Origin of the sequence: Luteimonas sp. MC1825 (assembly GCF_014764385.1) — a bacterium.
Lineage (GTDB): Bacteria > Pseudomonadota > Gammaproteobacteria > Xanthomonadales > Xanthomonadaceae > Luteimonas.
Genome location: NZ_CP061714.1, coordinates 83668 through 96585, shown reverse-complemented (window position 1 = coordinate 96585; position 12918 = coordinate 83668). Strand labels below are relative to the sequence as shown.

The 12918-nt window shown below is 69.6% G+C and carries 14 protein-coding genes; 7 read left to right on the top strand and 7 right to left on the bottom strand.

Features of this window, described 5'->3' with window-relative positions:
- The first annotated feature begins 27 nt into the window (after positions 1-27).
- Genes mlaD through IDM46_RS00470 form a run of 4 tightly spaced genes read left to right on the top strand, consistent with a single transcriptional unit; the run spans position 28 to position 2601 of the window.
- Positions 28-555 (top strand): outer membrane lipid asymmetry maintenance protein MlaD, encoded by a 528-nt coding sequence (gene mlaD / locus IDM46_RS00485; RefSeq protein WP_185114500.1) that lies wholly within the window; start codon positions 28-30, stop codon positions 553-555.
- Entirely contained in the window at positions 552-1220 is a 669-nt protein-coding gene (locus tag IDM46_RS00480) for an ABC transporter substrate-binding protein (protein ID WP_185114499.1), read from the top strand. Before mlaD ends, IDM46_RS00480 begins: the two co-directional genes overlap by 4 nt.
- Entirely contained in the window at positions 1204-1497 is a 294-nt protein-coding gene (locus tag IDM46_RS00475) for an STAS domain-containing protein (protein ID WP_185114498.1), read from the top strand. The genes IDM46_RS00480 and IDM46_RS00475 overlap by 17 nt, the downstream gene beginning before the upstream one ends.
- A gap of 24 nt (positions 1498-1521) precedes the next feature.
- Positions 1522-2601: a VacJ family lipoprotein gene (locus IDM46_RS00470; protein ID WP_185114497.1), complete on the top strand. Its 1080-nt coding sequence runs from the start codon at positions 1522-1524 to the stop codon at positions 2599-2601.
- A 39-nt stretch (positions 2602-2640) separates the two neighbouring features.
- Here the strand turns inward: IDM46_RS00470 and rmuC are convergent, their stop codons facing one another.
- The 3 genes from rmuC to IDM46_RS00455 form a co-directional block, all read right to left on the bottom strand.
- Positions 2641-4029, bottom strand: coding sequence for a DNA recombination protein RmuC (rmuC, locus tag IDM46_RS00465; protein ID WP_185114496.1), 1389 nt, complete (start codon positions 4027-4029; stop codon positions 2641-2643).
- A gap of 120 nt (positions 4030-4149) precedes the next feature.
- A complete protein-coding gene (locus IDM46_RS00460; RefSeq protein WP_185114495.1) occupies positions 4150-4932 on the bottom strand; it encodes a hypothetical protein in 783 nt (260 codons plus the stop codon).
- Between the two features lie 144 nt (positions 4933-5076).
- Complete coding sequence (locus tag IDM46_RS00455; RefSeq protein WP_185114494.1) at positions 5077-6246, bottom strand: class I SAM-dependent rRNA methyltransferase; 1170 nt, start codon at positions 6244-6246, stop codon at positions 5077-5079.
- 103 nt (positions 6247-6349) lie between these two features.
- Between IDM46_RS00455 and IDM46_RS00450 the strand changes: the two genes are divergently transcribed.
- From IDM46_RS00450 to IDM46_RS00440, 3 genes are all read left to right on the top strand, one after another.
- Complete coding sequence (locus IDM46_RS00450) at positions 6350-7135, top strand: rhomboid family intramembrane serine protease (protein WP_185114493.1); 786 nt, start codon at positions 6350-6352, stop codon at positions 7133-7135.
- Positions 7136-7249: 114 nt separating this feature from the next.
- Positions 7250-8293, top strand: coding sequence for a serine hydrolase domain-containing protein (locus IDM46_RS00445; RefSeq protein ID WP_223878088.1), 1044 nt, complete (start codon positions 7250-7252; stop codon positions 8291-8293).
- Positions 8294-8347: 54 nt separating this feature from the next.
- Positions 8348-10069, top strand: a complete 1722-nt coding sequence (locus tag IDM46_RS00440) for a M28 family metallopeptidase (protein WP_185114491.1) — start codon at positions 8348-8350, stop codon at positions 10067-10069.
- Between the two features lie 120 nt (positions 10070-10189).
- Here the strand turns inward: IDM46_RS00440 and IDM46_RS00435 are convergent, their stop codons facing one another.
- From IDM46_RS00435 to IDM46_RS00420, 4 genes are all read right to left on the bottom strand, one after another.
- Entirely contained in the window at positions 10190-10411 is a 222-nt protein-coding gene (locus IDM46_RS00435) for a hypothetical protein (protein WP_182823588.1), read from the bottom strand.
- A gap of 215 nt (positions 10412-10626) precedes the next feature.
- Positions 10627-11316: a VIT family protein gene (locus tag IDM46_RS00430; protein WP_185114490.1), complete on the bottom strand. Its 690-nt coding sequence runs from the start codon at positions 11314-11316 to the stop codon at positions 10627-10629.
- 95 nt (positions 11317-11411) lie between these two features.
- Positions 11412-11852 carry a DUF1810 domain-containing protein gene (locus IDM46_RS00425; protein WP_185114489.1) on the bottom strand — a complete coding sequence of 147 codons (441 nt, stop codon included), beginning with the start codon at positions 11850-11852 and terminating at the stop codon, positions 11412-11414.
- A 98-nt stretch (positions 11853-11950) separates the two neighbouring features.
- Positions 11951-12289, bottom strand: a complete 339-nt coding sequence (locus IDM46_RS00420; protein ID WP_185115207.1) for a DUF488 domain-containing protein — start codon at positions 12287-12289, stop codon at positions 11951-11953.
- Positions 12290-12918 lie beyond the last annotated feature (629 nt).

The window sequence follows — 12918 nt, the reverse complement described above, 5'->3', positions numbered from 1 at the left end:
GAACGCCCGCTTTTCCGAGGTTTCACAATGAGTACTTCACGTGGTCCCCGCGTCGAATTCGCGGTTGGAGCGTTCCTGCTGCTGGCGATGGCGTCGCTGCTGGTGCTGGCGTTCGCCTCCACCAATGGCCGCTTCGGGCTGTCGCGCGACAGCTACGAGCTGACCGCGCGCTTCACCAACCTCGGGCAGCTGCGGCCCAACGCCGCGGTCAAGATCGGCGGCGTGAGCATCGGCCGCGTATCGGGCATCACCCTTGATCCGGTCAAGTTCGACTCCATCGTGACCATGGAAATCGACAGCCGCTACAACGAGATCCCGGTGGACACCTCGGCCGGCATCCTCACCGGCGGCCTGCTCGGTGACAGCTACGTCGGCATGCAGCCCGGCGGCGACATGGAAGTGTTCAAGCCCGGCGAGGAGCTGGTCTACACCCAGCCCGCCGTCGACCTGATGCAGATGGTCGGCAAGTACATGTTCAGCGGCGGCGGCGATGATGCCGCGACCGCACCGCCCGACACCACCACCTCCCCGCCCCCCCCGGAGACGACCCCATGACGGTACGCCAGATCCTGCTTCCCCTTGCCATCGCCGCCGCGCTGGTCGCAGCCGCGCCCTCCACCGCGTTCGCCCAGGCCGCCGCCGCAAAGCCGGCCGCCACCGCGGCGCAGGGCTCGCCCAGCAAGCTCGTGCTCGACAACAGCACCCGCGTGCTGGCCACGCTGGAATCGCGCCGCGCCGAGTTCACCGCCGACCGCGGCAAGCTGCAGCAGTTCATCACCGGCGAGTTCGACCAGATGTTCGACCGCGAATACGCGGCGCGCCAGGTGCTGGGCCGCCACGGCCGCGGCGCCGCCGATGCCGACGTCAAGGTGTTCGCCGATGCGCTGGCCGAGAACCTGATGCGCCGCTACGGCTCGTCGCTGCTCGACTTCAACACCCGCCTGCGGGTGCGCGTGAAGTCCGAGACCGCGCTGCCGCGCGGCGCCGGCGTGCGCGTGGCCAGCGAGATGCTGCGCGCGGGTGGCGAGCCGATCCCGGTCGACTACCTGATGCGCAACGTCGGCGGCACCTGGAAGGTGTTCGACGTGATGGTGGAAGGCGTGTCGTTCGTGCAGACCTTCCGCCAGCAGTTCGACACCCCGCTGAGCCGCAAGTCGATCCGCCAGGTGGCCGCGGACCTGAGCGCCGGCCGCGTGCAGGCCGATGCCGGCACCAACTGACGCCGGCGTACGCCGCAACGGCGACGCACTGGTGTTCACCGGTGCGTTGCTGCGCGCGCACGTGCCCGCGCTCTGGCAGGCGGCGCAGGCACTGCGTGCCGGCGCGCGGCGGCTGGACGTCGCCGGCGTGCAGCAGCTCGACAGCGCCGGCCTGGCGCTGCTGGCGGAGCTGGGCGCCGGCGATGGCACCGGCCTCGCCATCGACGGCATGCCCGCCGGCCTCGCCGAGCTGCGCGCCGCGTATCGTCTCGATGACCGGCTCGCGTTCGCGCGCTGACCTGTCCCCTTCCTGGACGCCGTGATGACTCCTGCTACCCCGACCCGCCTGCGCACCGGTGCCGTCCTTCTCGCCGCGCTGGTGCTGGCCGGGTGCGCCGGCACCCCCTCGCGGGGCGTGTCCGAACCCGCCCCCGGGCCGCTGGTCGAAGGCGTGCCGGCGCAGGCCTCCATGGCGGGCGATGGCGCGCTGGATGCCACGGCGGCAGGACCGCTGCCGGAGACGGACGTCGGAGTTGGCGGTGGCGACGCCGCCGCTGCCGTCCCGGGCATCGCCGCGCCTGCAGTGGACCAGCGCACCGACGCCGAAGTCGACTACGACGCCATCTGGGGTGCCGCGCCCTACGACCCGGTCGCCGACGACACCCTGCCCGCACCGGCCGAGTCGCCGCGGGCGCTCGATCCCTGGGAGCCGTGGAACCGCAAGGTGCACAGCTTCAACAACGTCGTCGACCGCACCATCGCCACGCCCCTGGCACGCGCCTACGTGAAGGTGGTGCCGCGCCCGATGCGGCTCGGCGTGTCCAACTTCTTCAACAACCTCGGCCAGCCGTCGAGCGCGGTGAACGCGCTGCTGCAGGGCCGGCCGAAGCAGTCCGGGCAGTCGCTGGGCCGTTTCCTGGTCAACGCCACCCTCGGCGTCGGCGGCCTGTTCGACCCGGCCTCGCGCATGGGCATCCCCAACCGCAGCGAGGACTTCGGGCAGACGCTCGGCGTCTGGGGCTGGAAGAACTCGCGCTTCCTGGAGCTGCCGCTGTTCGGGCCGCGCACGGTGCGCGACGCGTTCGGGCTGGTCGGCGACGGCCCGCTGTCGCCGGTGCGCCAGGTGGGCGAGGACAGCGTGCGCGTGTTCCTGCAGGGCCTGCAGCTGGTAGACGTGCGCACCCAGCTGTTCGCGCTCGACCGCCTGCGCGAGGGTGCCGACGACGAGTACGCGCTGGTGCGCGACGCCTGGATGCAGCGCCGCGACTACCAGATCCACGGTGACCGCATCCGCGAAGGCGACGACAGCGGTGACGGCCTGCCGGACTACCTGTTCGACGACAACGATGCCACGGTGCCGGTGGACGTGATGCCGATCGTGCCGGGCACGTCCACGCCGTAAACCGCGCCGGGCCGCACTCCGCGGGGTGCGGCGTGCGCCTCAGCCGACCGGGTCGTCGCCCGTCAGCGGAAATGCGTCGGCTTCCGTGCCGGGAAGGCTCTCCACGCCGCGCAACTTGCGTTCGATGGCGCGCGTGCGCACGCCAGCCTGCTTGATGCTGTTCTGCACCGTGTCCAGCTGGGTGGTGGCACGCTCCAGAACGCCGGCGAACTTGCCGAACTCGCCCTTCACCGCCGCCAGCAGCTGCCAGACCTCGCTGGAACGCTGCTCGATGGCCAACGTGCGGAAGCCCATCTGCAGGCTGTTGAGCAGCGCGGTGAAGGTGGTCGGCCCCGCGAGGACCACGCGATGCTCGCGCTGCAGGACATCGGTCAGCCCGGGGCGGCGGATGGTCTCGGCGTAGAGGCCCTCCGTGGGCAGGAACATGATCGCGAAGTCGGTCGTGTGCGGCGGCACCACGTACTTCTCGCAGATCGACTTGGCCTGGATGCGGATCGCGCGCTCCAGCTGCATGCCACTGGTGCGCACCGCCTCCACGTCGCCCTTTTCCTGCGCATCGAGCAGGCGCTCGTAATCCTCGCGCGGGAACTTGGCATCGATCGGCAACCACACCGGCGCGTCGTCGCCGCTGCGGCCAGGCAGGCGCACCGCGAAATCCACCGCTTCGTTGCCGCCGGGGCGCACGCGCACGCTCTTGGCGTACTGCTCGGCGGTGAGCGTCTGCTCGAGGATGTTCTCCAGCTGCACCTCACCCCAGCCGCCGCGATCCTTGACGTTGCTGAGCACGCGCTTGAGGTCGCCGACGCCGGTGGCCAGCTGCTGCATCTCGCCCAGCCCGCGCTGCACCTGCTCCAGGCGCTCGGAGACGATCTTGAACGACGCGTCCAGGCGGGTGTTGAGCGTGGACTGCAGCTTCTCGTCGACGGTGGCGCGCATCTGCTCGAGCTTGCCGGCGTTGTCGGCCTGCATGTCCTTGAGGCGCGCCTCCAGCGTGGCGCGCATCTCGCCGATGCGCAGTTCGTTGCGCTGGGTGAGGTCGGACAGCCGTTCGCCCACCACTTCGGCACCGCGCTGCTGCGCCTGCGCGCCTTCGGTGCGCGCCTTGCGCGCGTCTTCGGTCAGCGCCTCGCGCAGCACGTCGAGGCGCTGGTCGGTGCGCAGGGTGAATTCATCCAGCCGCTTGTCCATGCCGGTGGCCAGCGCCTGCAGCTGCAGGCCGAAGGCGTCGACGCGCTGCATCTGCGCGCTGGACGCGCTGTCGAGGTGCTGGCGCAGCTCGCCGCGGCCATCGCGCTGCTCGTCGCGCAGCGCGCGCTCGAGCTGCTCCGCGTGGCGCCCGTCGGGACGCCGGAACAGCAGCACGCACAGCAACACCACGGCCAGCAGCAGCAGGCCGGCGATCAGGATCAGGAGCGTCATGGAGTCCATGACGACAGTGTAGTGGCTGCCGTCTCATGCGCAGCGACCGCCGCCGCGTGCAGGAAAAAGCACCACGTGCCCGCCGGCGCGTTGCCGCGGCGACGGGCACGTGGCCAAACACGGCGCGCGTCAGAAGTCCCAGCGCGCCGACAGCGTCACCGGCACGGAGAACCGGCTGCCGGTGTCGTTGATGCTCGCCAGGCCAAGCCCGCCGATGGCGCTGTCGTCGTCCTTGAGGTCGGCGACATAGCGCACGCCGCTGGCGAGCGTGACGCTGAAGGTGTCGCTGACCGGCATGATCACGCCGACATCCAGCCCACCGGTGGCGGCCCAGCCGGAGTCGTAGAACGGCGCATCGGCGATCGTGATCGCGGCATCCGGGATCTCGAACGTGGCGCGGATCTCGTCGGTGCGCGAGGCACCGAGGCGTGCGCCCACGAACGGACGCGCGCTGCCCGCCGTGCCGAAGTAGTAGCGGTAGCCCAGCTCGGCCGAAAGCGCCTCGTAGGCGCCGAAGGTGCCGTACACCGGCAGCTCGGTCGCCAGCGCCGGCACGTAGGCGCCGCCGACCTGCACCGTGCCTTCGCCGGCGCGCGTCTGCCGCACCTGGCCGAAGATCTCGGAGCGGTCGTCGAACGCGTACGCGAACTCGACGCCGAACGTCGTGGCCAAGTCGTAGATGCGGTCGTGCCCGCGCGCGCCGATGCGCAGCTCCGCATCGACGCCCGCGAGGTCGGGATTCAGCGGGCCGAGGTTGGGGATGGCGGCCACCGCGCCGTCGTGGACATCGCCACTGAGCGGCACATCCGCGCCACCGAACAGCGACATCGAGAAGCGGCCCGCCTCGGGGCCCGCGGCATGCGCCGACGTTGCAAACAGGGCGGTGAAGGGGACGATCAACCAGCTGCGCATGGGGTTCTCCGGATCCGGGACTGGGGGAAGTCGCCGCGATACGTGGACACCGTGATGAGGCCCACGGCGCGGCCCGCACACGCTAGGTACGGACCGGTTAGACATGGATGAAGCGCCGGGTTGTACAAACCCTGTGCAGCGCGGTCAGTCCAGCACGCGGCAGAACACCGCCTTGAGGTAGCGCGATTCCTGCGCGTGCGCCATGAACGGATGGTCGGGGCCGGCGCCGGACACCTTGAGCACCTGCACGGTGCGGTTGGAGAAGTACGCCGCGCGGCGCAGCATGTCGAGGAACTGCTCCTCGCTCACCAGCCCCGTGCACGAGAACGTGGCCAGCAGGCCGCCCGGCTTCACCACGCCGAGCGCGAGCTTGTTCATGTCCAGGTACTTCTTGAGCGCCGGGATCACCTGCTCGCGGTCGCGGGTCATCTTGGCCGGGTCCAGGATCACCACGTCGTACTGGTCGCCGGCGTTGGCGGCATCGCGCAGCCACGGGAAGATGTCGGCCTGCACGAAGCGCGGGCGCACGTTGTTGAGGCGGGCGTTGCCCTTGGCGAGCTCGATCACGTCGGCGTCGATGTCCACGCCCACGACTTCCGCCGCGCCGCGCACCGCCGAATACACGGCGAAGCCGCCGGTGTTGCAGCACAGGTCAAGCACGCGCTTGCCGTTGACCTGGCGGCTCAGCCACTCCCGATTGTCGCGCTGGTCGGCGAAGAAGCCGGTCTTGTGCGCGCCCGCGGGATCGGCGCGGAAGCGGATGCCGTGTTCGGTGATCAGCGCCGGCTCCGTGGTGCTGGTGCCGTGGAAGTCGAAGCTCTCCTGCTTCTGCACGTGCTCGTCGGCGGAGACGTGGAAGCGGCAGCCCGGGAACTGCGCGCGCAGCGCGTCCATGATCCATTCGCGGTGGCGGAACATGCCGGCACTGAACAGCTCGATGACCAGCAGGTCGGCGTAGCGGTCCACCACCAGGCCGCTGAGGCCGTCGCCCTCGCTGTGCACCACCCGCCAGGCGTCGCCGACCTCGTCCAGGCGCAGCACCTCGCGGCGCAGCGCCACGGCGGCGGCGATCTTGCGCGCGAACCAGGCGGCGTCGACGACCACGTCGGGATCGATCTCGAGGATGCGCACCGCGATCCGCGAATGGCCGTTGTAGAAACCGCGGCCGATCCACTCGCCGTCGACGTTGAGCACGTCGACGATGGCGCCGGGCTTGGGGCGCGGGTTGGGCTTTTCGACCAGCTTCTGGAAGATCCACGGATGGCTGGACCGCCAGGCGTTGCGCAGGCGGACCACGGGCAGGGCGTCATTCATGGCGCGATTCTACCGGGTCGCGCCGCGCGGCTGCGGCCCGGCGGCGCCGCGCCGGGGTGCCCACGGCCCTTGCGTTGGCGGCAGGTGGCGCCATTGTTGGTCCATGTACCTGCCCGACACGGACCCGCCCGCCGACCCCGCCGCCCAGCGCCGCGCCGACTGGCGGCGCTTCAGCCGCGCCGCCTGGTGCAGCCTGGCCGCGGTGGCGGTGCTGGTGCTGATGGACCTGGTGCAGGGCATGCTGGCCACGCGCGCGTTCGCGGTGGCGCCGGGCAGCATGGCGGGCCTGATGGGCCTGCTGACCGCGCCGCTGCTGCACGGCTCGCTCGAGCACCTGGTGGCCAACAGCCTGTCGATCCTGTTCCTCGGCACGCTGGCGGGCGGCGTGTATCCGCGCGCCACCCTGCGCGGGCTGCCGCTGATGTGGCTGGGCTCCGGCGTGGGCGCGTGGCTGCTGGGCGAGCCGGGCTCGTTCCACATCGGCGCCAGCGGCGTGACCCATGGCCTGATGTTCCTGGTGTTCGTGCTCGGCGTGCTGCGCCGCGACCGCGCGGCGATCGCCGCGACGATGATCGGCTTCCTGTTCTATGGCGGCATGCTGCTCACCGTGCTGCCGCGCGAGCCCGGCGTGTCGTGGCAGTCGCACCTGGGCGGTGCGGTCGGCGGCGCGCTGGCGGCGTGGCTGTTCCGCCGCCTCGACCCGATGGCCCCGCGCAAGCGCTACAGCTGGGAGATCGAGGACGAGCTGGCCGCGGAGGCCGAGCGTGCGCAGCGCGAGCAGTTCGAGTTGCCGACCCCGCACGACGTGCCGGTACTGTGGCACCGCGACGGCCGTGATGAGGACGACGCACGCGGCAAGGTGCTGGAGTTTCCGCGGCGCGAGCGTTGAGGTGCGGCGCCCGGCGGGACCGCGGCGACCATCGCCGTCCGCGGCTAGAATCGGCCGATGCGCACAACAGCCCAGGTATGCCTGCTGCTCGCGGCACTGTTCACGGGCCGCGCCATGGGAAACGACACGATGACCGCGATCGACGGCCACATGCAGCGCTATGCCGGCGACGGCCCCGGCGCCGCCCTCCTGGTGGTGCGCGACGGCGACACCCTGGTGCGCCGCGCCTACGGCCTGGCCGACCTGGAGCAGGGCATCGCCGTCACGCCGGCGACCCGCTTCCGGTTGGCCTCGGTGTCGAAGCAGTTCACCGCCACCGCGGTGCTGCTGCTGATCGACGACGGCGTGCTGCGGCTGGACGATCCGGTGCGCCGCTGGCTGCCGGCCCTCCCCGCGCATGCCGACGGCGTGACCCTGCACCACCTGCTCGCGCACACCGGCGGCCTGCCGGATTACGAAGACCTGATGGCGGCGGACTTCAGCGGCCAGGTGCGCGACGCCGACGTGGTGTGCCTGCTGGCCAACGGCCTGCCCTGCGATGCGGCCGCCGGCACGCCACCGGCCGCGGCCATCGCCCCGTACTTCGCGCCCGGCAGCGCCTACCGCTACAGCAACACCGGCTACGCGCTGCTGGCGCGCGTGGTGGAAGAAGCATCCGGCCGCCGCTACGCGGACTTCCTGCAGGCGCGGATCTTCGCCCCGCTGGGCATGGACGGCGCGGTGGCGTTCGAGGACGGCGTATCGCAGGTCGCGCACCGCGCCTACGGCTACAGCACGGCGGCGGACGGCTGGCAGCGCACCGACCAGAGCACCACCAGCGCCGTGCTCGGCGACGGCGGCATCTACGCCTCCATCGACGATCTCACCGCATGGGCGGCAGCGCTCGACGATGGCCGCCTGCTGTCGCCAGCGTCACGCGCACGCATGGTGGCGGCGCAGACCACCACGCCCACCGGCGAGCCCGACGTCGACGCCTACGGCTACGGCTGGCGCCTGCATGGCGACCTGCTGTGGCACTCCGGCGAGACCATCGGCTTCCGCAACGTGATCCTGCACTGGCCGCGGCAGCGCCTGACCGTGGTGCTGCTCAGCAACCGCAACGATCCGGAGCCCTATGCGACGGCGCGGGCGATTGCCGCGCTGTTCCTGGAGCCGTGACCGCAGCGGGTGCCGCAGGCTAGGCTGGCGGCCTTCGCATCGCCGGACGCCCCCATGCCGTTCACCGCCCGCCGCATCGCGCCGGCCCTGCTCGCCGTCGCATTGACCGTCGCACTGCCCGCCTGCTCGCGTGACACCGCGCCGGCGGCATCGGGCCAGATCCGCGCACCCAGCGCCCCGCGCTCGACCGATCCGGCTGCCCACCGCATCGAGGCCGACGTGCGCGCGCTCGCCGACGACCGCATGCACGGCCGCGAAACCGGCACGGCCGGCTTCGACCTCGCGGCCGAGCATGTCGCGGAGCGCTTCGCCGCCATCGGCCTCGCGCCGAGCGGCGACGACGGCAGCTGGTTCCAGCGCGTGCCGCTGCTGCGCGGCACCATCGCCGCCGACGGTGCACGCCTCGAGGTGCACCGCAACGGCGAGGTGATCGCGCTGGCGTTCCAGGACGAGTTCCTGCCGATGGCCAACTTCAACCAGCCGCTGGCCGAAGTGGACGCGCCGGCGGTGTTCGTCGGCCAGGCGGTGCATGCGCCCGAACTCGGCCACGACGACTTTGCCGGCCTCGACCTGCGCGGCAAGGTGGCGATGATGTTGGGCGGCGCGCCGGCGGGTTTCGACGACACCCGCCGTGCCTTCCACGGCTCGCTGCAGGAAAAGCTGCGCGGCATCGCCGAACGCGGCGCCGTGGGCGTGGTGCTGGTGGGCACGGCCGACGACGAAGTGCGCCTGCCCTGGGCGCGCAGCGCCGCCGGCTGGGACAAGCCCGCGCTGCGCTTGCGCGACGACGACGGCCGCGGCATCGACACCTGGCCCGGCCTGAAGGTGGTGGCGCGCGTCAGCGCCGCCGCCGCCGACGCCCTGTTAGCCGGCCACGACCGCAGCGCCGCGCAGCTGCTCGCCGACGCGCGCGCAGGCACGCTGCGCGGCTTCGACCTGCCCGGCACCCTGTCGCTCGCCGTGCGCACCCGGGTGGAACCGATGCAGTCGCGCAACGTGGTGGGCCTGCTGCGCGGCGCGGATCCGATGCTGGCCGACGAGTACGTGGTGCATACCGCGCACCTCGACCACGTCGGCGTCGGCGCCGAGGTTGAGGGCGACACGATCCACAACGGCGCCATCGACAACGCGCTCGGCGTGGCGGTGATGCTGGAGGCGGCACGCGAACTGCAGGCGGGCGAAACAGCGCCGCGGCGCTCGCAGCTGTTCGTCGCCCTGACCGGCGAGGAGCAGGGCCTGCTCGGCTCGCAGTGGTTCGCGCAGCGCCCCACCGTGCCGCGCGGGTCGCTGGTGGCCAACATCAACATCGACATGCCGGTGCTGACCGCCCCGAGCCGCGACGTGGTGTCGATCGGCGTGCAGCACTCGTCGCTCAAGGCGGTGGTGGATGCGGCGGCGGCCGAGATCGGCGTGGCGGTGTCGTCGGATCCCTTCCCCGAAGAAGCCGTGTTCGTGCGCAGCGACCAGTTCTCGTTCGTGCGCGCCGGCATTCCGGCGGTGTACCTGGACGGTGGCGTGGAGCCGGTGGATACCGCGCGCGACCCGCGGGTGTCGTCCACCTGGTTCATGCGCAACTGCTATCACCGCCCCTGCGACGACGCGACGCTGCCGATCCACTACGACGATGCCGCGCGCCTCGCCCGCCTCTCCGCGCGCATCGCCTGGCAGATCGGCGCCGAGGACGCGCGTCCGCGCTGGAACGACGGCGACTTCTTCGGCGAGCGGTTTGCCGGTGCCAAGCCGCAGGTCGCGGTGCCGGGCGCGCGGGCGCGGTAAGCCCGCGCCTATTCGGCTGCGATGTCGCGGTGGATCCCGTTCACCGCCATCAGTGCGCGTCGAAGCGGTGCGGCGTACCTGGTCATGGCGACTCCTGGACGTGCTTGAGCGCGTGGGCCTTCAGGCAGACACGGGACGGGACGGACGCCAGCCAAGCAGGCGTGCGGGCAGGAACAGGATCGCCTGCAGCAGCGCGAACAGCGCGGCGAACGTGATGCCCACCAGGCGGAACGGCAGCAGCACCAGCCACGCGAGCGGCCACAGCACCAGGGCCAGCAGCGCCAGGGGCCAGCACAGGACAAACAGCAGGCACCAGCCCAGCAGCACGATGAACGTCTTCATTTGATGCGCCCTCCAGCGTCACGCTCCACGCCCTCCTGGCGAACGGGATACGACTGCGTGCATTGACGGCCCGTGGAGCCGACATGTGACACCACGCGCCATCCTCGAATTCAGCTCCAGAGGCCAAGCACCAGCCCGAACAGCAGGAACTGCACGGCGTGGTCGCCGCCGTCGATCAGCCAGAGTCTGAACGAGCGCTGCGCGAACTGGTTGTCTCATGCGCTCACGCCAAAGAGCGCGCCAACCGCTGCCGTCATGCCCATGGCCAGCGTGCCCCAGAAGGCGACACGCAGCACCGAAGCCGATACTGGCGAACCGCCCGCCCGCGCCGCCACGAGACCCAGCAACGCGAGGAACAGCAGCGAACTGCCGGCCACTCCCCACATCACTCCGGCCTGCGGAAGCACGAGCACCATCAGCAGCGGCAACGCCGCGCCCGCGGCGAAGGTTCCAGCCGAAGCCAGTGCGGCCTGGACTGGCTTCGCTGCCAGCGTTTCCGAGATGCCAAGCTCGTCCCGGCCGTGGGCGCCAAGCGCGTCATGCGCGGTCAGGCGCGTGGCAACGCGCGTCGCCAACTCCCTGTCCAGCCCCCGCTGCATGTAGATCGACACCAGTTCCTCGTGCTCCTCTTCCGGGTTGGCCGCCAACTCCTTGCGCTCGCGGTCCAGGTCGGCGCGTTCGGTGTCCGCCTGCGAACTGACCGACACGTACTCGCCGGCGGCCATCGACATGGCACCGGCGACCAGGCCGGCGACACCCGCGACGAGAATCGCGCGTGTGCCTGCACCGGCGGCGGCCACACCGAGCACCAGGCTGGCGGTGGATACGATCCCGTCGTTCGCGCCAAGCACCGCCGCGCGAAGCCAGCCGGTCCGATGGGTGCGATGTCGTTCGCCATGTCTCATGTCCGCTCACCTGCAAGTGGAAAATCGCGCGTTGATGCCAATCCTGGCACGGGTTCGGGCCGGACACGGCGCCGGTGTACGGGGACATGATGGTGTTAGGCCTCACCCTGCGCGTCCAGCAGCTCAAGTGTCCGCACATCACGCTCCCCAGCGAAGAAGCGCTCAAGCGCCATTGCAAAGACGTGCTCGGATGGATCAGCGACCGAGAACAGCGTAAGACACGACCGGAACTCCAGCGCATCGAGGTCGCCGAGCAGGGCGCTCGCGCCCAAGGACTGATGAGCCAGCATGGCTCGTGTCGCTTCTCGGAGCCGGTGCCCCAGAATCGGATCTGCAAGGTAAGCGCGAGCCTCGGCCAGGCCGGCCACGCCATACACCTCGGAGTTGGAACTGCGCCCAAGCCCCCTGAGCTGGGGAAAGACGAACCAGATCCAGTGCGACCGTTTCCTGCCGGAGCACAGCTCCTGCAGTGCAGCGGCGTAGGAATGTTCCTGGGCATGCAGGAACCGAGCGAGGCGGAACTCATCGGACTTCACGCGAACTCCAGTAGGCCCAAACGCCTCCCACGCGTCGGCAAAGCGAACAGTTGCAACTCATAGCCTTGACTGGCGTGCCGTTCGGCTCGAATGAGTTGTCAGGTGCGGCGCTCCAGGAGCTCCTTCAGCACCACCGCTTCATTGTGCAATTGATCCTTGGCCCCGTACACAAGAGTGAGATCTCCTTGACGGGCGAGCGCTTGAAGCTCAGACCATGCTGGATTGATCTTCAACTCAGCGCGATACCTTCTCTTGAACTCGGACCATTTCTCCGGGTCATGCCCAAACCATTGGCGAAGCCCGGTCGATGGCGCGACCTCTTTGAGCCAGAGATCGATTTCAGCGTTGACCTTGGCCAGGCCTCGTGGCCAAAGACGATCTACGAGAATCCTGTCACCATCGTTCTTGGCCGGAGATTCGTACGCTCGCTTCAACATGACGTTCACGACAAACCCCCATGCGGACCCAGCACCTGAATCAGGCTGCACCGCGAAGCGGCGTCGCCTTGAATGAATGGTCAGGCGCCGCAGGTTAACTCACCCCTCGCTGGCGGCACTTGGCTCGCGAGGCTTCCGCTTTGAATTCACAGAGAAGTACAAAAGCGAAATCACGGTGGGAATGATAAATCCCTTTAGATATGAGAGCGGGTGTCTGCCATCCAAGAAAAGAAACGGGAGGTCAAAGAAGAATGCCCAGTAGTGAGTCGCTACCAGCGCCGATATTGCAGCCCACATTCCATATAGAGCGAATCGCCTGTTCATGGCCACGAAAACCAGGCTGACGACAATCATCACGCGAAGAATAGATTGCGTGTGCTCAAACAAGGGGTATGCATGTCCGCCCCCATCTTCGTACAAATCAGTGCCTGAGCCAAAGTACAAATCGAAGAGAGTGTACGTGTGGTAAAAAATAAGAAGACCGGCCAGTGCGCAAATGACTATTCGCCGTACTGGAAAATGTCTGCGGACGAGCTGAACTAAGCGCATGATTGACGGATACCATAGAGCGTGAGTGCGAGGCCTAACGCCTAAGCTAAGCCGACCCGCGCAGTGGAGCGGCACACATG